18 protein-coding genes are annotated in these 19,319 nt (G+C 41.7%); 9 read left to right on the forward strand and 9 right to left on the reverse strand.

Annotation, left to right across the window (positions count from 1 at the left end):
* Window positions 1-52 precede the first annotated feature (52 nt).
* Entirely contained in the window at window positions 53-2,206 is a 2,154-nt protein-coding gene (locus ACKTT2_RS43125; RefSeq protein ID WP_407898194.1) for an NAD(P)/FAD-dependent oxidoreductase, read from the forward strand.
* 396 nt (window positions 2,207-2,602) lie between these two features.
* Here ACKTT2_RS43125 and ACKTT2_RS43130 read toward each other — a convergent pair whose 3' ends face one another.
* Window positions 2,603-4,024, reverse strand: coding sequence for a hypothetical protein (locus ACKTT2_RS43130; RefSeq protein WP_407898196.1), 1,422 nt, complete (start codon window positions 4,022-4,024; stop codon window positions 2,603-2,605).
* Between the two features lie 325 nt (window positions 4,025-4,349).
* Window positions 4,350-5,690 (reverse strand): hypothetical protein, encoded by a 1,341-nt coding sequence (locus ACKTT2_RS43135; protein WP_407898198.1) that lies wholly within the window; start codon window positions 5,688-5,690, stop codon window positions 4,350-4,352.
* Window positions 5,691-6,294: 604 nt separating this feature from the next.
* Between ACKTT2_RS43135 and ACKTT2_RS43140 the strand changes: the two genes are divergently transcribed.
* The 3 genes from ACKTT2_RS43140 to fmt are packed head-to-tail and all read left to right on the forward strand — an operon-like array spanning window position 6,295 to window position 7,782.
* Complete coding sequence (locus ACKTT2_RS43140) at window positions 6,295-6,624, forward strand: hypothetical protein (RefSeq protein ID WP_407898200.1); 330 nt, start codon at window positions 6,295-6,297, stop codon at window positions 6,622-6,624.
* Window positions 6,625-6,662: 38 nt separating this feature from the next.
* Window positions 6,663-6,815 carry a hypothetical protein gene (locus ACKTT2_RS43145; RefSeq protein ID WP_407898202.1) on the forward strand — a complete coding sequence of 51 codons (153 nt, stop codon included), beginning with the start codon at window positions 6,663-6,665 and terminating at the stop codon, window positions 6,813-6,815.
* Window positions 6,787-7,782 (forward strand): methionyl-tRNA formyltransferase, encoded by a 996-nt coding sequence (fmt, locus tag ACKTT2_RS43150; protein ID WP_407898205.1) that lies wholly within the window; start codon window positions 6,787-6,789, stop codon window positions 7,780-7,782. The genes ACKTT2_RS43145 and fmt overlap by 29 nt, the downstream gene beginning before the upstream one ends.
* Before the next feature lie 66 nt (window positions 7,783-7,848).
* Here the strand turns inward: fmt and ACKTT2_RS43155 are convergent, their stop codons facing one another.
* A complete protein-coding gene (locus ACKTT2_RS43155) occupies window positions 7,849-8,217 on the reverse strand; it encodes a DUF6464 family protein (protein ID WP_407898207.1) in 369 nt (122 codons plus the stop codon).
* Window positions 8,218-9,012: 795 nt separating this feature from the next.
* On the opposite strand from ACKTT2_RS43155, the gene psaC reads away from it, so the two are divergent.
* Both psaC and glmS read left to right on the forward strand, forming a co-directional pair.
* Complete coding sequence (gene psaC, locus ACKTT2_RS43160; protein ID WP_012411495.1) at window positions 9,013-9,258, forward strand: photosystem I iron-sulfur center protein PsaC; 246 nt, start codon at window positions 9,013-9,015, stop codon at window positions 9,256-9,258.
* Window positions 9,259-9,471: 213 nt separating this feature from the next.
* The gene (gene glmS / locus ACKTT2_RS43165) at window positions 9,472-11,370 is read left to right on the forward strand and encodes a glutamine--fructose-6-phosphate transaminase (isomerizing) (protein WP_407898210.1); all 1,899 of its coding nucleotides are present in this window, start codon (window positions 9,472-9,474) and stop codon (window positions 11,368-11,370) included.
* A gap of 198 nt (window positions 11,371-11,568) precedes the next feature.
* Here glmS and ACKTT2_RS43170 read toward each other — a convergent pair whose 3' ends face one another.
* Window positions 11,569-11,877: a PIN domain-containing protein gene (locus ACKTT2_RS43170; RefSeq protein ID WP_407898354.1), complete on the reverse strand. Its 309-nt coding sequence runs from the start codon at window positions 11,875-11,877 to the stop codon at window positions 11,569-11,571.
* A gap of 95 nt (window positions 11,878-11,972) precedes the next feature.
* The gene (locus tag ACKTT2_RS43175) at window positions 11,973-12,188 is read right to left on the reverse strand and encodes a hypothetical protein (RefSeq protein ID WP_407898212.1); all 216 of its coding nucleotides are present in this window, start codon (window positions 12,186-12,188) and stop codon (window positions 11,973-11,975) included.
* A gap of 423 nt (window positions 12,189-12,611) precedes the next feature.
* Between ACKTT2_RS43175 and ACKTT2_RS43180 the strand changes: the two genes are divergently transcribed.
* Window positions 12,612-12,848, forward strand: a complete 237-nt coding sequence (locus tag ACKTT2_RS43180) for a hypothetical protein (RefSeq protein ID WP_407898214.1) — start codon at window positions 12,612-12,614, stop codon at window positions 12,846-12,848.
* Entirely contained in the window at window positions 12,829-13,287 is a 459-nt protein-coding gene (locus tag ACKTT2_RS43185; RefSeq protein ID WP_407898216.1) for a type II toxin-antitoxin system VapC family toxin, read from the forward strand. The genes ACKTT2_RS43180 and ACKTT2_RS43185 overlap by 20 nt, the downstream gene beginning before the upstream one ends.
* Before the next feature lie 417 nt (window positions 13,288-13,704).
* Here the strand turns inward: ACKTT2_RS43185 and ACKTT2_RS43190 are convergent, their stop codons facing one another.
* On the reverse strand, window positions 13,705-13,938 hold the full coding sequence (locus ACKTT2_RS43190) for a hypothetical protein (protein ID WP_407898218.1): 234 nt from the start codon (window positions 13,936-13,938) through the stop codon (window positions 13,705-13,707).
* Window positions 13,938-14,378 (reverse strand): type II toxin-antitoxin system HigB family toxin, encoded by a 441-nt coding sequence (locus tag ACKTT2_RS43195; RefSeq protein WP_407898220.1) that lies wholly within the window; start codon window positions 14,376-14,378, stop codon window positions 13,938-13,940. Before ACKTT2_RS43195 ends, ACKTT2_RS43190 begins: the two co-directional genes overlap by 1 nt.
* 295 nt (window positions 14,379-14,673) lie before the next feature.
* Here ACKTT2_RS43195 and ACKTT2_RS43200 point away from each other — a divergent pair, with 295 nt between their 5' ends.
* The gene (locus tag ACKTT2_RS43200) at window positions 14,674-15,423 is read left to right on the forward strand and encodes a DUF4058 family protein (RefSeq protein WP_407898222.1); all 750 of its coding nucleotides are present in this window, start codon (window positions 14,674-14,676) and stop codon (window positions 15,421-15,423) included.
* A gap of 58 nt (window positions 15,424-15,481) precedes the next feature.
* Here the strand turns inward: ACKTT2_RS43200 and ACKTT2_RS43205 are convergent, their stop codons facing one another.
* Window positions 15,482-16,600, reverse strand: coding sequence for a hybrid sensor histidine kinase/response regulator (locus ACKTT2_RS43205; RefSeq protein WP_407898224.1), 1,119 nt, complete (start codon window positions 16,598-16,600; stop codon window positions 15,482-15,484).
* 198 nt (window positions 16,601-16,798) lie between these two features.
* Entirely contained in the window at window positions 16,799-19,312 is a 2,514-nt protein-coding gene (locus ACKTT2_RS43210) for a histidine kinase dimerization/phosphoacceptor domain -containing protein (RefSeq protein WP_407898226.1), read from the reverse strand.
* Window positions 19,313-19,319: the final 7 nt, after the last annotated feature.

Below are 19,319 nucleotides of genomic sequence, written 5' to 3' on the forward strand. Positions count from 1 at the left end.
CCTTTTGTTAAATCTGTCTTAATACATAGATTTATTGGAGATTCTAGGAAAAATGAGAGAGTTACTGTATTTAGAAATCCCTACCTCCGACACAGCTGCCGTTTGCGACTGGTTGCAAACTCATTTTGACCCAGAAATAGGGGAAAAATTGCTGACTTCGGAAGGCTTTCGCTTAAGAACCCCAAATACTACAACAACTAACGAGACGAGTTCGGAAAAATTACCGACAGAATTATCTGTATTTGTTTGGTCAGTACAGCGAACAACTTATCTGAAAGCATTCCGTTGGGCGGATAAACCTTTCCCACAAGAACAGCAAATCCTTCAGCGCCTCACCGTAGAGATTCGCAACCGCTTTCCCCACGATTATCCAGAACCACCAATCGTTGATTTATCAAAAGCATCAATTTTTGAGGCACTTGCACCATATTATCCTCTTACTGTCAAATATTTTCAAAAAATGCCAAATGGGGAGTATGACCTCAAACGTGTCTACTGGTGGGAAAAACAATGGCGTGAAGGTGTCCGAAATCCCAAGCAACCGCGTCAAGTGGTGTTTTCTCAGACTAGGGACTGGGGACTAGGGACTGGGGACTGGGAAAAAGAAACTTCCAATCGCCAATCGCCAATCCCTAATCCCCAATCGCCAACCCCCAATCCCCAATATGACCTAATCTACATCGGCGGTGCGCTTGGCGTTATTCATGCGGCTATGATGGCAAAACTGGGTTATCGAGTGCTGCTGATAGAAAGGTTGCCTTTTGGACGCATGAATCGCGAATGGAATATATCTCGCGATGAAATTCAAAGTTTGGTTAACTTGGGCTTACTCACACCTTCAGAATTGGAAGCGTGTATTGCACGAGAGTATAAAGACGGATTTAATAAATTTTTTGATGGGAATAATCCCAAAAATCTCAAAGCGCCAATTTTGCATACGCCTACAGTCCTTAACGTAGGATTGGAGTCTGAGAAATTATTGCAATTGTGCGGGCAAAAATTGCGGGTTGCTGGTGGTGAGATTTGGGATGAAACTGAGTTTGTCAAAGCGGATGTGTATAAATCACAAATTGTGCTTAATGTCAAGCATTTACCAAGCCAAACGGATAAACAGGTGAGTGGGCGGCTACTCGTAGACGCAATGGGAACTGCTTCACCAATTGCATGGCAATTGAATGGAGGTCGCGCCTTTGATAGTGTATGCCCTACAGTAGGAGCAGTGGTAGAGAAAGGATTTGAACCAGGAGTGTGGGATTCTCAGTATGGAGATGTTCTCAACAGTCATGGAGATATTTCACGCGGACGGCAGTTGATTTGGGAATTGTTTCCTGGGGCAAATGAGGAACTAACAATTTATTTATTCCATTACCATCAAGTCAATGCCAGAAATCCCGGTTCTCTGCTAGAGATGTACGAAGATTTTTTCACAATTCTGCCAGAGTATCGCCGTTGCGATCTGGATAAACTGGTGTGGAAAAAGCCAACATTTGGGTACATACCTGGACATTTTAGCGTAGGGAGTCGCGATCGCACGGTTGCTTTTGACCGTTTAATAGCAATAGGGGATGCAGCATCGCTGCAATCTCCATTAGTTTTCACGGGTTTTGGTTCTCTTGTTCGCAACTTAGAACGATTGACAACCCTTTTAGATGTAGCGCTGAAACACGACTTACTCAGCGTCAAGCACCTAAATAAGATCCGTGCTTTCCAAAATAACATTGCTGTCACCTGGATGTTTTCCAAAGGAATGATGGTTCCTACCGGAAAATTCTTACCACCCCAGAGAATCAATTCAATGCTCAACAACTTTTTTGGTTTGTTAGCAGACGAACCGTTAGAAGTCGCGGATAACTTCATTAAAGACAGATTTGATTGGTGGACATTTAACCGATTGGCATGGAAAGCCGCACAAAACAATCCCAAATTACTGCTGTGGATTTGGGAACTCGCTGGTGCTAAAGATTTAATTAGGTGGACGGGAAATTATCTTGACTTTGGACGCCATACCTTAGTAATGACTTTACTAAAAGGATGGTTCCCACAGTTGCTACGTCAAATGAGTTCCTGGTTAGAACCACGCTATCCAGCATTGTGGTTGCAACTCCTCGCAATTAATTATGCTCTGACCGCAGGTGTGGAATATACTCAAAGCCAAGCAACAAAATTGACATCAGAAGCACAAATTCAAAAACCAAAAGCAATTTAGTGCTTTGTCATTGGTCATTGGTCAAAAGGTCATTGGTCAAAAGGTCATTGGTCATTTGTTTTGGGATGTCCAATAAATAACTTACCTATCTTGTGGTACGGAGAGCAGCGCCCCTATCTCAAGCGCGGAGACGCACTCGCGTTCGGGGTTCGCCAGTCGCTGTGAGTTCGGGAAACCCTCCGGAGAGCGCAGGCTCACCGTGCGGGGGTTACCACCAGTTGAGGCGACTGCGGAGCGTCCTCGCCCGTCCTGTACTAATGGCGGGCTAGAAGCCCACACTACAAGAGACAGTTCAAGAGAAAGTTGGATATTGTTTATTTGGAAGTCCTTATTTGTTCAATCCCCAATCCCCATTGCCCCTCAACAAGGAGGGGACCCCGAGTTCCCCAATCCCCATCAACTATCCTTATTAAACTTTGGTAATTCTACAGCTGATAGAGATTTTCGCCCTTTTGGCGGACGCTGTGGATAGAGTAGGGGTGAGGGAGAATTGGAGTTAGCGGATTCATTCATCAAATGTATGGGGGGAACAGCAGTTCCTGGTAATTCGAGAACTGGTGCTTGTTCTGACCACACATCTACATATTCCTCTAATGAGGTTTTATTGGTGAGTACTTCAGTTGTTTCTGGTTCTTCTGATTCCTCTACCAAATGTGTAGCAGTTGTTTCCCAAATAGTCTCCGCTGCTGGAGTACTGTCTTCATCATCTACTTCCATAGGAGATGCTGGCTGTGTAGGTGGAGAATTTGCTGCAAAGAACATTTGGATAACTCCATCCAACTGCCGATCTAATTCGCTAGAATCTGTCTCAGCGCCTGTTCCTATTTCAGGTGTATCTGTAGTTTGTGTTGGAGATAGAATTTCTTCTTCCTCCCCATCTGAAATGTCCCAAGGTGATGGTGGATTGGAAGATATAGTTTCTCTCTGAACGGGTGATGACGATTCAGCCCAAGGATTATCATCATCTGTCAGTAGATTCTGGTCTCCCGACCAAGGTTTAATGGGTTGAGTGTAGGTAAACAAAGAATTAGACCGTTTGGGAAGTCTTGAGGCTTTGCTTTCTAGGTCGTTATCATCAACAGAGTCGTAGCTGGGAACAGGAGTCTCCAAACACTTTTCTAGCGCTGCTTTAAATTGTAAAGTCTGACGTTGCTGTCGCATCAGCCGAGTCCGTAACTCTCGACAAGCGGTTTCTGCTTTTACTACATGATGAGATTGTTCGTTATAGTTATCTTGAATAAGAGCACACTCCCTCTCTAGTTGGGCAAGGCGTTGCTGGTTAATCTCTAATTGTGCTTTATAGCTTTCGACTAAACTTTCTTGGCGCTGGGCGCTTGCAGTTGCGGTTTCTAACTGTTGATATAGAGACTTGATTTGCTCTTGAGCCGCTGCTAGTTCTTGCGCTTGTTGACTGAGCATTGACTCTGTGACACTAGAGCGCTTTTTCTGCCACTCTACAGCCTTTTCTGACTCGTTTAAAGCCATTGCAAGCTGCTGCACTTGGTCGTACAAATCATCATTGGTTAAACGCAGTTCTTCGTTCAAGACTAATAATTTCTTGAACTCAGACTCTACTACCTGCTGTTTGTCACGATCCGGTTCTGCAACCCAATCCTCATCAAAAGCACCATCCGATGTAATATCGTCCTCACATTCTTTATCTTGTGCTGGTGCTAGTAGTGGAATTTTTGCGCTTGCTATGGTTTCACCAGGTAAAACAGAGTAAAACGGGCAACTAGCAGGTTCTGGTTGTGGCGAGTTACTCGATTTTAATGGTTCAACGAAAGCCTCATTTTTAGGGGTATCAGCTTCATTCATCGCTATTCTTTGCCGAAATTCATCGGATGGTTCTTAATCCACTAGCTTAAACTTAAAACCAGAGACTGGGGTAATATTTCACATATCAATGCTGTCATATCAAAATATTTTCCATAAAGCAAATTGGATTTTTCTATGATTTTGATGTTAGCCATTAGTTAGACATTAAGGATTGGGGATTGGGGAACTCGGGGTCCCCTCCTTGTTGAGGGGCAATGGGGATTGGGGTCCCCTCCTTGTTGAGGGGCAATGGGGATTGGGGATTAGTACTTCTCCCTGGTCACTGGTCACTGGTCACTGGTCACTGGTCACTGGTCACTGGTCACTACCTATAAGCGACTGGAGGATTTCCCCACACCTCTTTCACTTTTTCACCAAAGGTGACTGGTTCATCTGTATTATTCGCTGCTATGGTTGAACCATCATAAGCAACAGCAACTAAGGGCCATGTTTCTTCGCCTAATTCACCTGCACGGAATAACACCTGTTCTGGTTGAGATTTACTCCAACCTAACAAAATTGCAATTTCATGCTTGTGTTCATTTTGGGAAGGTGTAAGGCTTTGAGATTGACCGTTATTGCGATCCCAAATAACAGCGCGGTCTGTCACATCAGATGTATTCATGTAGCCTTCAAACTGACGTGCTAAAAAACGATCGCCTTTCTCCGACCAACTGACTGGAACCAAAACTCCGATAGTTCCTTGGGTGTCATCTTCTGTTGACTTGACGCTGACTTTTAATAATGGATCTTTTACATCAGATGTCGAGCGAACCACTCGTAACTTTTTCGTTTGTCTATCTTCTATAAATAGAACGCTACTGACGCGGCTATTATGCATTTCTGGTTTAACTTCTATTTGTACGCGGCTGTACGCTGCATATCGTCCATCTGGGGAGATGACGGGTACGCTGCGATAGTAACGGACTCCAGAAGCCCCTTTGGAACCAATAGCTTCCTGGGTGGATTGAATCCATTGCCAGGGAATGGGGTGGGGGCTTCCTATGGGATCTTGTTGTACTTGAGCGCCTTCTGGTGGTTGTTCGATAACAGGAACTGATGTGGCTGGTTTTAATCTCTCGATTGAAGGACCAACTGTAGTTGCTTCTAGAACTTCACTTACCAAAAATTGTTTAGCTGTTGAATCATCGGTCTTGGCTGCTAGAATCTGTACCTTGGCAGCTTTCAAGCGTTGTACTAGGTCTAACTCGCTTGCAGACAGGGTTTCGCTCTGAGAATCTTGTGAGATGATCGATGGAGCAAGTTGAACTGCAGTTAGTAGCTCATCATCAGCTTCAGAGATTTCTCTAGCTAGAGAATCATTTTCTATCAATACCTCTAGTTCGCTATGCGATCTTTGCAGTTGGTTAATTGCAGCTAGAGAGGTTGGTGTGGCAAGCGATTTAGAAGCAAAAGTCTCTTGAGATATTTTTGTAACTTCATCTAAATTCAGTTCGCCTTCAGCAGCAGTTTCTTTTGACACAGAATCAGATGACGCTGCATCAGAATCTGGTGTTACGGGAGTAAGCTTGGCTGCTTGTGTTTGTTTTGCCAAGGTATAGTGAGCCGACGCTGCCATTAAGAGCGCGAGCGGCATGACAAAGATGACATATTTTTGGATTGGTTGCACGCTCAACCATCCTGACAACAGAGGGGGTTTCAGCATTTGTTGACTCTCTAAAGGGCGGTTGCTGTGTGAGGAGGAATGCCCGATCCAGCAATCAGGCAGACTATCAATAATAGGTATAACAAGGAACTCCCAATTTAACGAGATTTCTTACTCAAACTTCGCATACTTTTACAAAATTGAGTATATTTTTCTACGCTTTGCTGTTAATAATATCTAGGAGAAACCCAGAGCTAGTATTTATACAGATTTATTATCAGTAACCTTTTTTTGGTTACTAGTGATAACACTGAGTACTACCAGAATTAGGTATACTTCAACTATTGTCTGTGTACTAGCAAGATGCTAACACTCAGCGCACTCTTTGTACTTAATCTGATTGCTAGGAGTGGAAATCATTTGTTTATAATTTGATACCACACCGTAGATACCAGTCTCGGTACAAGTATGGCACTAGTTGAAAATTTTGCAAACAAACTTGTCTCCAAGTCGATTTTGCGATCGATCTCTGATATCTAGCCGAAGGGAAGACACGAAAATCTAACTGCCAAAACTGCACGATCTCAGTTACAACAGTTGTGGGAGAGCACCTCTGGTTTGAAAAATCGGTTCCAGACTCAGAATTTTTGGAGATTATAGAATTTTGTACCAGACATCTCTAGAAATTCATTTCAGACGTGCTGTGGCTCGTCTTGACATTTTTTCACCAGATGCCTATCAATTGCGTTCTACAAAGACTAGCGCTTCGCACGATCGCTTAGCGCCTTGTGCGCTTCTACGCCATCTTTCAATTCTCCCATCTCTACTGAGACAAAGAGAGAAGGTTGATGACCCCTGCTTCGCGATCGCTAACACGTTAAACTTGGCTAAAGCAGATGCACAAAGTACCAGCTCGTGTTCTAGCGAAATTATTATAACCCCAGAAAACCATCTTTTTTTTACAAAAACTAATCAATTTGTCAAATATCAGTGACCAGTGACCAGTGACCAGTGACCAGTGACCAGTGACCAGTGACCAGTGACCAGTTCAATAGAAAGGAAATCAGCCTATCATTACCATTGAGACAGAAGCTCAAGCATTCTGACCAATGCCTAATCCTCAATCCCCAATCGCCAGTCCCCAATCCCTCCCCCTATGAAAATAGTTTTCTTTGGAACTCCTGATTTTGCCGTACCGACTCTAGAAAAACTGCTGAACCATCCAGATTTTGAAGTCGTAGCAGTTGTAACTCAACCTGATAAACGGCGCGGGCGTGGGAACAAATTGACACCCTCACCAGTCAAGGCAGTTGCGACTTCTGCGAATTTGCCCGTTTGGCAACCACAAAGGGTGAAAAAAAATGCTGAAACTTTGACTAAACTTCAAGAATCAGATGCTGACGCATTTGTTGTTGTGGCTTACGGACAAATTCTCTCGCCAAAGATTTTAAATATGCCCAAACTGGGGTGTATCAATGTACATGGATCGATTTTACCCAAATACCGAGGAGCTGCCCCCATTCAATGGTGTTTGTATAATGGCGAAACTGAAACTGGTATCACCACTATGTTAATGGATGCGGGGATGGATACTGGTGCAATGTTACTAACAGCCACGACACCTATAGGATTATTGGATAATGCCGAAGATTTGGCAAAAAAACTTGCCGTCACGGGTGCAGATTTACTAGTAGAGACTTTATTAAAGCTTAAACGTCAGGAAGGAGAACCAATTCCTCAAGATAATTCTGAAGAGACTTATGCACCAATGATTGCAAAAGAAGATTATCACCTGGATTGGTCAAAAAGTGCAATACAGTTACACAATCAAATTAGAGGCTTTTATCCTGACTGCGTTACAACCTTTCGCGATCGACCTCTAAAAATTACTGCCACAGCACCCCTTGGCTCTACTCACAAATATGAGTTACCACCAGAAATGTCAGCAATACAAAAGAAATTGCCCGATTTGTCTGTAATATCCGGTAACCCAGGGGAAGTTGTCGGTATTGCCAAGGGGGTCGGAGCGATCGTACAAACTGGAGATGGTTTTTTACTCTTGAGAGAAGTTCAGCCGTCTGGCAAACGTCCTCAATCAGGGTGGGATTTCATTAATGGTATGCGTTTAGTTGTGGGAGAAGTTTTTGGGTAAATTATGAATGATGAATGCTGAATGATTAAACCTTCAATTCATAATTCATAATTCATAATTCATAATTCATAATTCATCATTTATTATTCTTTCGTAGTGACGGCAAGTTTCACAAGGTCCTTCTGGTTTAACTGCACAGCGTATCATTTCTGAATGAGCATTGTAGCGGCAAGTGGCATCACCGAGAACCCAACGTCCCCCCACAAAACTTTTCTCATCTGGGCGTGTTGCAGATTGCACGTAAAGAGCAATTTTCTGCAACCGATAGCGCCCCGCCTTTAATTGATAGCGGTGACGACGCTCTAAGACAGCATAGGTTTTTCCTTCAAGGTCGAGATAATTTCCTGGTTGTGGCGTCCAATCAAGTAGGACGTTTCCTATAGTCTGACGTGGATGGGTCAGAATGACCTCAGTTGGTAGAGAATTTGGTTCCATGGGCGTTTGTAATAGTGTTTACATTAATAGGATGGTAGCGTAGGAGCCTGTACTAGCTCGTTTAGTTTATGTTATAGTTAACGATTTCCTAATAAATTGTAAAATTTTACTTCGTACAAGTATACATTTACACTAATTTGCTTTTTCATGTTTCATTTTTAAAGGAGATAATGATGCTCTCTTTATATTAGTTTATACTCTGTAAATTATCTTGACATCTTATGAGATCTTTTTATGCCGGACTTCTTTAAGAAATCGGGCATCTTTAGCAATCCAATTAGATTCATGAAATATAAGTAGGGTAGGCATTGCCCACCACTAGAGCTTTTGTGCGGCATAGCCCTACCTACTGAAAATTGTTACAAATAATTGAGGACTAAAATATTTAAACTGTAAATAATTTTAATAAATTTTAATAAATTTTGAAATTTAAATAATTTGAAAAAATAAAGTTTGTATTTCTTGGAAAAGTTGATACTCAAGCCGTAGCACATTTAACTATCCTTTTTTGTTTGTTCTAATTGACTTTTTAGTCATGCATCTTTATAATCACAATCTTTAAATGACTAAGGACAAATGACCAAGGACAAACTCTAGAATTGTCTCTATGCAAGCTATTCAACTACTTTATACATCTTCTTGAAAGTCGCTCCTAGAGATCGCGATCGCAAAGTGCTTATTACATTCTTTAAAGTTATGTAGCCTTTTAATTACGAAGGATAAGCCACTGCAGTAAACTAAGCCATGATTATGGATTCTTTTGCATCAAGAAAATAGCAAAGGAGCTTTTTTTCAATGTCTCATACCGTAAAAATCTACGATACCTGCATTGGTTGCACACAATGTGTCCGCGCTTGTCCCACAGACGTACTAGAAATGGTGCCATGGGATGGCTGTAAAGCAGCGCAAATTGCCTCATCACCCCGTACAGAAGACTGTGTGGGTTGCAAGCGGTGTGAAACTGCTTGTCCCACCGACTTTTTAAGCATCCGAGTTTACTTGGGTGCTGAAACCACTCGTAGTATGGGTCTGGCTTACTAATTGGTCTGGAAACTGGTCATAAAGTCTCTAGATAGCAATCAAATTTAGGATCGTTGGGCATAGGGCATAGAGTATTGGGCATTGTTTCAATACCCTATGCCTTATGCCCAATATTATTTTTGCCCCCTGTATTTTTGTTAAAACGCTACCATTGTGTTAACAACCTTACTGGTTGAAATACTAGTTCTATATATTAAAGAAGTGGTGTGAGCAATGTGCGGCATCGTAGGATATATTGGCACTCAAGCAGCAACAGAAATTTTGCTATCTGGGCTAGAAAAACTGGAGTATCGGGGCTACGATTCGGCGGGAATCGCTACGATATGGGAAGGTGATGTTAATTGTGTCCGGGCAAAAGGTAAGCTTTACAATCTACGTTCTAAGCTAGAACAAGTAGAAACTCCTGCTCAGATAGGTATCGGTCATACTCGTTGGGCGACTCATGGTAAGCCAGAAGAATATAATGCCCATCCCCACATGGATACAGCATTGCGGGTGGCGGTGGTGCAAAATGGAATTGTAGAAAATTATCGCGAATTGCGGGAACATTTGAAAGCACAGGGACACCAATTCCGTTCGGAGACGGATACAGAAGTGATTCCTCACCTCATCGCTCAACTTCTGAAAGAATCCTCTTCTTCTGTACCTTTCTCTCCCTCTCCTTTCCTGGAAGCAGTCCGCCAAACAGTGAATAAATTAGAGGGAGCTTTTGCGATCGCGGTTATTTCCGCCGACTATCCAGACGAACTGATTGTTGTGCGACAACAAGCCCCTTTAGTCATTGGTTTTGGGCAAGGGGAATTTTTCTGTGCGTCTGATACGCCAGCGATTATAGCTCATACTCGTGCAGTATTACCATTAGAAAATGGGGAAATAGCACGTCTCACTCCCTTGGGAGTTGAGATTTACAATTTTGCTGGCGAACGGTTAAAAAAACAGCCCCGCCTACTGAACCTGAATCCCACAATGGTGGAAAAGCAGGGATTCAAGCACTTTATGCTCAAAGAAATCTACGAACAACCGGGAGTTGTTAGGGCTTGTTTGGATGCTTACTTCAGCGCTGATTGGAATGCAGGTGATGCGACGAAATCTCCCGTTAAACTGGGTTTACCTACAGAACTTTATGTGAATTTAGAACAAATTCAAATTGTTGCTTGCGGAACCAGTTGGCATGCAGCATTGGTAGGCAAACATTTACTAGAACAAGTTGCGGGTATTCCCACTAGCGTACATTATGCCTCGGAATATCGTTACGCGCCATCACCACCAACAGCGAATACTTTAACTATCGGCGTTACCCAATCGGGAGAAACGGCTGATACTTTAGCAGCTTTGGCAATGGAACAAGAACGCCGCCAGGGTAAAGAAGCGAAGTATCAAGCCCGGTTGTTAGGGATTACCAATCGCCCGGAAAGTACTTTGGGTCAAATGGTGTCTCAAATTATCAACACTCTTGCAGGAATTGAAATTGGGGTAGCGGCGACGAAAACTTTTATTGCTCAATTGATGGCGTTTTACGCTTTGGCATTGGATTTGGGATATCTCCGTCAGGCTATTTCTCCAACGGAATCGCAGGAAATTATTGATGGGTTGCGGCAAATTCCGGGAGAAATTGAGGCGAACTTGGACAAACAAGAGCATTATATTGAGCAATTAGCTCATGACTTTGCAGAAACTAAAGATTTCATCTTTTTGGGAAGGGGGATTAATTATCCGATTGCTTTGGAAGGGGCGCTGAAATTAAAAGAAATCAGTTACATTCATGCAGAAGGATATCCGGCGGGAGAAATGAAGCACGGACCAATTGCTTTGTTAGATGCAAAAGTGCCTGTAGTTGCGATCGCAATGCCTGGTAGTGTTTACGAAAAAGTGATTTCTAACTCTCAAGAAGCCAAAGCCCGCGATTCTCGTTTAATTGGCGTGACACCAGTGAATGATGGAGAAGCCGGAGAAATTTTTAATGATATTCTTCCGGTTTCTCATGTTAATGAATTGCTGTCTCCCATACTCACAGTCGTTCCCTTACAATTGCTGGCTTATCATATTGCAGCGCTTCGCGGTTTGGATGTCGATCAACCTAGGAATTTGGCAAAGTCCGTGACTGTCGAGTAGGATGGGTTGAACAATATATAACTCGGTTGAACAACAACTCCTGAAGTAGTACGATGGCATCAATAGAGATGTGCGATCGCCTTCAGGAGTCGTTTTTTATGGTCAGGGGCTTGAGCGTAATTTAAGAAGAACGCCAATTCTCGATTCGCACTCCTAGGTACTCTTTGAAATTCTCTCTCGTTAGATGTTACCAGAATATTACTTAGGAGGTAACCGTAACTCCTTTCCCAGGGAACTTTGAAATTCTCTCTCGTTAGATGTTACCAGAATGTGATTATAAGTTAGTGCTGTTGCTGCAATCAGTACATCATATGCACAGATAGGAGTACCGGCTGTTTTCAGGATGCTTCTAATTTGGGCAGCTTGTTCGGCTTCGGACGCGGCAAAAGGCAATATTGTAATTGAACTTAAGAATGTTTCGAGCAACGATTGAATTTTAACAGCCTTTTGGGGATTGATTGCTAATCCATATTTCACTTCCATCATTGTTAATGATGAAATAAAAATATCAACAGGAGAAGTAGATTTTAATCACTTAAGAGTGTTTTCTTCTCCCTTAACAAAATCGCTAATTACGCAAGTATCTAGTAAGTAACCCATCCTTAAAATTCGACTTCGTTAGGTGATAGCAGTTCATCTCGGTAGGACTCAAAAATTATAGTCTCTGCTACACCTTGATACTGCATAATAATTTCCGACCAATGGGTTGGTTTTGTTTCTAAGAAAGTTACAAAAACTCGGCTTTCACTAATGCCTTCTGGTGTTTCGGCAAGTTCGATTTTACCATTTTTATAAATTCCTTCTATAGTTTGCAGCATTATTGTTTTCCTCCTAGCTAAATTATAGTTGCTTTTTCTAAAGAATCTTTAACGAGCACCTGATTCTTTGAAAACTCTAGGCGATCGCTCACTTCAAATTGATTGGAACAGCTATTGATTCACCCGTAGCACTGAACACTTCTAAAACACTAGTTGGCTGATGGCTTGTGCTTGGATGGTAGAGTAACAGGCGTTTAACACCACACACTCCACTCCCTTTATAGCAAACAGCTTAAACAGGCTCGCCAACTCCTGCGCTTCCACACAGCGCAATGCCTTACGCCCCTACAATCCTGTCTGTCTCCACTAGATGATTTTTCGGATGCTTAAATCGTGACTTACCTGAACATGAATTAAAAAAGTGATAGCCTAAGCTAACCGACAAAACTCATTTTAGAATGTTGAACAACAGGAGGAAGTTGCATGAGAACCATTGAAACAACCGTAACAGTAACAGATGACCAGCAAATTATCATTACACTGCCATCGGATATCATCCCAGGCAAACACCGGATTGTGCTGGTGATTGATGAAACACCATTGCCACTTGATGTAGATACTGTCAAACCACCGCTCAAACTGAATGTAGGTGAGTGGAAAAATTGGTCACCTGATTGTAATTTCCGCAGGGAAGATATTTATGATGATGACAGGGTTTAAAAAAATTTTTGTTGATACGAATGTGCTAATTTTTGCCACAAATAGTGTATCACCTTGGCATCTAGCGGCAACAGAAACTTTGCAAACTATGCGAGAGACAGGTATTGAATTGTTTGTCAGTCCTCAAGTACTACGAGAATATTTAGCTGCAGCTACTCGTTTAAATGTAACAGGTAGTGAGTTGCAGATAGAGAAAATTTGGGAGAATGTCAATACTTTTAGAACAGAATTTACAGTGTTGGAGGATAACAATTTAGTGTTGTCAGCTTTGATTGAATTATTAAGAAATTTTCCCACAGCAGGGAGGCAAGTTTATGATGCCAACATTGTGGCGACTATGCAGGTACATAATATTGGTCATTTACTTACCCACAATGTAGCGGATTTTAGTCGTTTTTCTACATTGATTCAGATTCTCCCTTTGGAGGTGAATTCATGAATCATTCTGAGTATTAATTTACTGTTCGCTTGCTCTCAGAGCGTATAAGCCTGATTCCGTATTTTCACAAGGAAGAATATCACGACTGCTTTTCACATTACTTTTATGGCATAAGTCAGCAAAAGCTTGTAAAATCTCCAATCTAGCTGATAGTTCACTTAAAGCATCTAAATACTCTGGTACTACAATTTGTTGGTATGTTCACTTTTCATCTAATAGAGAACTGTATGACATCTCAAATTATAGCTGTGTATCTTTTTTCTTTCGTCGTATTTGGTCTTTAGATAGTAATTTATCGACTCAAGCTGGATTTACTCAAGAAAACTCAGAACTCTTAAAAGCAGCAATTCGTCAACTTGCAGATTCAACAGAAAAGTTTTTGCCAACCAGCAGAAGTAATTTGTAACATCAAAACAATTAAATAATCTCCTCCAGCTGAGGAATATTTTCAGTTTCGTAGTTTTCAATTAAGACACCGATGACTTCCATTAGAGACGCCAACGGATGGCTCTCGTCTTCACCAACTCGATCGATGAGGCGATCGAGCATCTCAACTAGGCGTTCATATTCCTCCTCAGTGTGAGGAACAAAGACGTTTTCGGCAATAGATGACCAAGCAGTGATGGTTTGAGTGAGGTTGAAACTTTGCATTACTCTTTCCAATCTCCTTTGTCGTATTCTGGATGTGTTAACACAGCACGAATGTAGATTTTTTGGCGGTTGTAGTGAATTGCGGCAATAAGTCGAACTTTATTGCCACCAATGTTAAAAACAGTCAATTTACCGACTCGATCTGCTGATGGAAATATTTCACGGAGTTCCACAAATGAGGCGAACTCACTTTGTTTCATCAACCGATACCACTGAGCCAAAGAGTTCGTTGTATCTGGATGGAGTTTGGCAAATTCATTCAGCCGTTTACGAGTAATCACGTGCATGTGAAAACCCCTGACATCTCTTAAGCGTATTTTAACATTAATGTTGCGCTTTAGGTGCAAAAACTTGAGAGCATCCAAAGTGATTCCAGGAAAGGGCTTTTGATTGAATTGTGCAACATCAGACCACTTTTTATACCAGTTGGAACGAATCATTACCACTGAACTCTCTGGGATAGTGCCATATTTTTTCCCAAGCAAGAATATCCTCAACAGTTGCATGATAACCCGGTTCTACTTCCACTTTTTTATGGATATCGATGACAGCCAATTAGTCAAACTTGTGGAGAGACAGTAGCGCTCGCGCTTTGATTATGACTATATTGCAATTCCGAATGATTCGTGAAAACAGGGCAACCGCAGTGGTAGCGATCGTTTGATGAAACGGTAGAAGACGATAATTGTTCGCAAAAATTCTCTATACTAAAGGGGAAAGATAGCGATAAGAGGAGTGCGTGACGACATGGTGCTATTGGATCATTTTCAGCCTCCTTTAAGTATGCGTCGGCATTGGCACGCCTTTCACAATGCTTGGGCAACTTATATCTCCTCAGATTTAAACCAGCGCCTTCCACAGGGCTATTTTGCAGAACCAAATGTACAGTTTGGCATTGAAATTGATGTTGCTACGTTTGAAGAATTGGGAAATAATAAAGTTGATTTACCACTTGACGCTCAACCTCAATGGAAACCGCCAAAACCATCACAAACCATATCCTTTCAACCTACTAGTGAAGCAGTTGAAATTAGCATTTTTCACACAGAAGCAGGACCAATTTTAGCAGGAGCGATCGAGCTTGTGAGTCCAGCTAATAAGGATCGATTAAGCCATCAGAAAGCGTTTGTAGCAAAATGTCAAACTTACCTTCAACAAGGTATTGGACTTGTGATAGTTGATGTGGTTACTACTAGAAATGCCAATTTACATGATGCATTGATTGCTCAAATAGCTTCGTCTCCACAAGATTCAAGAGAAATTACGGGTTCTTCCCACCAACCAACGTTGTATACTGTTGCTTATCGAGTGGTGGAACGTTTTGAACAATCGAGCTTGGATATTTGGCACGAAAGTTTTAACATTGGTGATTCGCTGCCAACCTTACCGCTTTGGTTGCGTGGCGGGCTTTGCTTACCTGTTGATTTAAATGCAACTTACGATCGCACTTGTCGCGAACAGCGAATTATCTTCGATCGAGTGTAAAGGTTTCTACAACATTTAGAAATTGATAGATTGACACAGTTTGGCTTATTTCCAATCTTTACTCTTTAACTGGTAGCTTAACAACAAAAGTTGTACCTCGATCGACAACACTTTCAAAACTAATTGAACCTTCGTGCATATCAACACACTGTTTTACAATTGCTAATCCCAATCCCGTTCCAGGAATCTGACCCACGTTTCCTGCTCGTTGGAATGGTTCAAACACTTCTGCTTGCGCTTCTACTGGAATTCCAATTCCTCGGTCTTGTACTTTAAAACAAACATTGTTGTCCTCCCAGTACAACGTGAATAATACTTCACCACCTTGTGGAGAGTATTTAATAGCATTGGAAAGCAGATTATTCAGTAAGTGCCAAAGGAGTTTTTCATCAAGATAAGCATTTCGTTGCTCGCTGTTAACCAAAAACTTTATGCTGTACTCCTCGCCTACAGTCATTTGCAAAGCTTCTACTTGTTCCCTACAAAAAGAAACTACATCCATTGAAACTGGTTCATAATGAATTTTTCCAGTTTCAGCTTGCCCTAATGTTAATATATCCTCTAGCAAATACATTAAGTCTTCTGTAGCAGATTGAATGCGACTGAGTTGGCTTTGTTTTTTGTCTTCCGGCAATCGATCTCCATAGTGTTTGAGTATTTCCGCACCAAGTCTAATTGTTGTTAGGGGATTGCGAAACTCATGGGCTGCCATATAGAGATATTGAGATTTTTGTTGAGATTGGGATTGAGCAACATGTTTATCTGTTTGAGCTGTGGACAAAGCCTTTTGTACTTCAAACTCTGCTTGATGGCGAGAGACAGCAATTTCAATAGTGGTCGATAATATTCTTTCATCAAAGGGTTTTAAAATATAGCCAAACGGTTGCGTGGCTTTTACTCTTTCTAAAGTGGCTCGATCTGCATTGGCAGTTAAATAAACAACAGGTATGTTAAAGCGAGATTGGATTTGTTCGGAAGCTTCTACTCCATCCATTTCTCCCGCAAGCCGAATATCCATTAATACTAAATCGGGTTGCAGTGATTCAACAATGACAATAGCTTCTTCTCCTGTTGCCACCATAGTAGGCACAATATATCCTAGATACTCTAGTGTTTCTCTCAGATCGTCTGCAACAAGTTGTTCATCTTCAACAATCAGGATTGTGATTTTTTTCATACGGTTAGTTGTTGGTTGTTAGTTGTTGGTTGTTAGTAGGGGCGCAAGGCATTGCGCCCTTACAGTTGTTAGTTGTTATTTGTTAGTAGGGGCGCAAGGCATTGCGCCCTTACAGTTGTTAGTTGTTAGTTGTTAGTTGTTGGTTGTTAGTTGTTGGTTGTTCTTTTCCACTAACCACTATCCACTAACCACTAACTACTAATGAGCAAAAGTAATATGGAAAGCTGTGCCACGATCGCGATCTAGAGTTAGAGTTCCCTTGAGTTGTCTGGTTAAGTTATGCACAATTCTCAAGCCTAAAGAATTGGTATTGCTCCAATCTAAGGAATCTGGAATACCAATACCAGTATCGCTCACTATTAATATAATGGTATTGTCTGTGCTTGATACCAGACGAATACTAATTTCGCCACGTCTTCCTTCGGGAAAAGCATATTTGAGGGAGTTGGAAATCAGCTCGTTGATGAGTAGCCCGCAAGGTATGGCAGTATCAAGGTTGAGTTTGATTCCACCAGTTTCTATTTTTAGTAAGATTGTCTTTTGACTGATGCCATAGCATCGGAATAAGTTATCTGTTAAACTCCGAATGTATTCGCCAAAATCTATATGCGAAATTTCTGGCGATTGGTAAAGATGTTCGTGAATGAGTGCCATGGACTGCACCCGATTTTGAGATTCTTGAAATAAGATCATAGTTGATTCATCCCGCACTCGTCTCGATTGCATTCGGAGTAAGCTAGAAATAATTTGTAAGTTATTTTTCACTCGGTGGTGAATTTCTTTTAGCAAAGTTTCTTTTTCTTCTAACGAATGCTCTAGTTGCTCTACTGCTTGCTTGCGATCGCTAATATCAGTCACTCGTACTAAATTTCTCACTGTCCCGGCAACAGTGATTTGTTTAACTGCTAAGTTTCCCCAAAATGAGTTTCCTTTAAGAGTTAAATATTCAATTTCTCGACTCCAAAATCCTTTTTTCTTAACTTCTTCTGTTAATTTTTCTAACTCTTGAAAGGTTAATGGATAGTGTTGTAATGTTCGGTCATTATCGTTAATGAGTTCTTCTTTACTAGACGCTTCAAATAACTTAACAGCACGACGATTGCAATCAATGATTCGGCGGGTATCCTCATCAACAAGAAAAATAGCATCAGCCGATTCGTTGAATATAGCTTCGCGGAGATCGCGATTGCGAAGCAGTTCTAATTCTATACGTTGGCGTTCGCTTATTTCACTTCTAAGGCTAATATTAGCTTGCTCTAAGTCTTGAGTCCGTTGTTGAACTCTTGCTTCTAACTCTTCATTGAGATCGCATAAAGCTTCCTCTGCTTGTTTGCGTTCTGTGATATCTCTCCCTTCAGGAAGTAGCAAAACGACTTCCCCTATCTCATTCAAAATGGGTTTGATGGAAAAATCAATAGTCCTTTGAATACCTCGTGCATCCGGTAATGTGACTTCATATCGTACAAAATTGCCAATAGATGCTTGAACGATCGCCTTTTGCAACCCATCATGTACCATAGTCAATTTTTTGTAACAAGGTAATTCCCAAAAAAGTTTACCTTTGAGTCGATCGCGATCGGCACCAAAAAACTCTAAAAATGCTTGGTTGAGTTCTAAGATTTCTCCTTGTGGAGTTAACAACCCTATTAATTGAAAAGTTTGCTCAAAAATTGCCCGAAATTTCCGCTCGCTTTGCTGAAATTTTGCTGTTCGGTCTTCAACTTTAGCTTCTAATTGTGCGTTGAGGCTTTGCAAGTTTTCGTAAAGTTCCGCTTGTTGAATTGCGATCGCTAACTGTACTGAGAGTTGTTCTAGCAAATCCATTTCCGATTGTTGCCATTGACGCGGACTTCCGCATTGATGAGCCACTAATAAACCCCAAACAGGAGGTTCATTTCTCAACAAACAGCGATTGGCTTCTACAGGTTGAATGCCAGAAAAAATGGGAACATAGAGATTTGCTCGGACTTGATAGTATTCTAAAAGTTCAACATGGCAGTCAGATAATGCAGCTTGGTGTGTATCGTTAACTGCTCCGGCTCGATTGCGATGATATTTTCCTCTCGCACCCTGAAAGCAGGTATCTTCAACCTTGACATTCAAGCAACTTTTCCAACCAGAGACAACAGATTCTGCTACGATAGTACCGCTATTATCGGGATGAAACTGGTAAACTATAACTCTGTCAGCCTTAAGAAAATCTCGGATTTCTTCAACTGCGGTGGTGAGAACGATTTCTAAACTCAAGGATAAACGAATGCGGAGAGCGATCGCACCCATCAATCTTTGCTGCTCTTGTTGTGAATCTACTTGCTGCATGAGACGCACCCGTTCCATCACGGTATGGCTAGCACGGTAGAAAACATCATCCGTGAGTTTCCCTTTGACTAAATAATCCTGTGCGCCACTTTTCATTGCCTGCACGGCAATGCTTTCATCTCCTTGTCCTGTCAGCATGATGACAGGCAAATGGTTTCGCTCGATGGAAAATTTTAATTCCTCAAGAAACTCCAATCCAGTAGCATCCGGCAGCATAAAGTCTACTAATATCAGGTCTGGAATCCAAGACTGACAAGACTCAATTGCTTCTGTTGCCGATTCAAATTCCACAATTTTATAAGTATACCGGGTATCGCGCTCTAGAAGGCGACGATATACCATGCGGTCTTCTTCACAATCATCAATGATAAAAATGGTGCGTTGGCTATCCATATATGGT

Origin of the sequence: Scytonema hankhaensis NUACC26, assembly GCF_045865695.1 — a bacterium.
Classification (GTDB): domain Bacteria; phylum Cyanobacteriota; class Cyanobacteriia; order Cyanobacteriales; family Nostocaceae; genus Scytonema.

Coding starts and splice junctions, on each gene's coding strand:
- ACKTT2_RS43125 (WP_407898194.1), top strand. CDS start 53: ATGAGAGAGTTACTGTATTTAGAAATCCCTACCTCCGACACAGCTGCC.
- ACKTT2_RS43130 (WP_407898196.1), bottom strand. CDS start 4,024: ATGAATGAAGCTGATACCCCTAAAAATGAGGCTTTCGTTGAACCATTA.
- ACKTT2_RS43135 (WP_407898198.1), bottom strand. CDS start 5,690: ATGCTGAAACCCCCTCTGTTGTCAGGATGGTTGAGCGTGCAACCAATC.
- fmt (WP_407898205.1), top strand. CDS start 6,787: ATGAAAATAGTTTTCTTTGGAACTCCTGATTTTGCCGTACCGACTCTA.
- ACKTT2_RS43155 (WP_407898207.1), bottom strand. CDS start 8,217: ATGGAACCAAATTCTCTACCAACTGAGGTCATTCTGACCCATCCACGT.
- psaC (WP_012411495.1), top strand. CDS start 9,013: ATGTCTCATACCGTAAAAATCTACGATACCTGCATTGGTTGCACACAA.
- glmS (WP_407898210.1), top strand. CDS start 9,472: ATGTGCGGCATCGTAGGATATATTGGCACTCAAGCAGCAACAGAAATT.
- ACKTT2_RS43175 (WP_407898212.1), bottom strand. CDS start 12,188: ATGCTGCAAACTATAGAAGGAATTTATAAAAATGGTAAAATCGAACTT.
- ACKTT2_RS43180 (WP_407898214.1), top strand. CDS start 12,612: ATGAGAACCATTGAAACAACCGTAACAGTAACAGATGACCAGCAAATT.
- ACKTT2_RS43185 (WP_407898216.1), top strand. CDS start 12,829: ATGATGATGACAGGGTTTAAAAAAATTTTTGTTGATACGAATGTGCTA.
- ACKTT2_RS43190 (WP_407898218.1), bottom strand. CDS start 13,938: ATGCAAAGTTTCAACCTCACTCAAACCATCACTGCTTGGTCATCTATT.
- ACKTT2_RS43195 (WP_407898220.1), bottom strand. CDS start 14,378: ATGATTCGTTCCAACTGGTATAAAAAGTGGTCTGATGTTGCACAATTC.
- ACKTT2_RS43205 (WP_407898224.1), bottom strand. CDS start 16,600: ATGAAAAAAATCACAATCCTGATTGTTGAAGATGAACAACTTGTTGCA.
- ACKTT2_RS43210 (WP_407898226.1), bottom strand. CDS start 19,312: ATGGATAGCCAACGCACCATTTTTATCATTGATGATTGTGAAGAAGAC.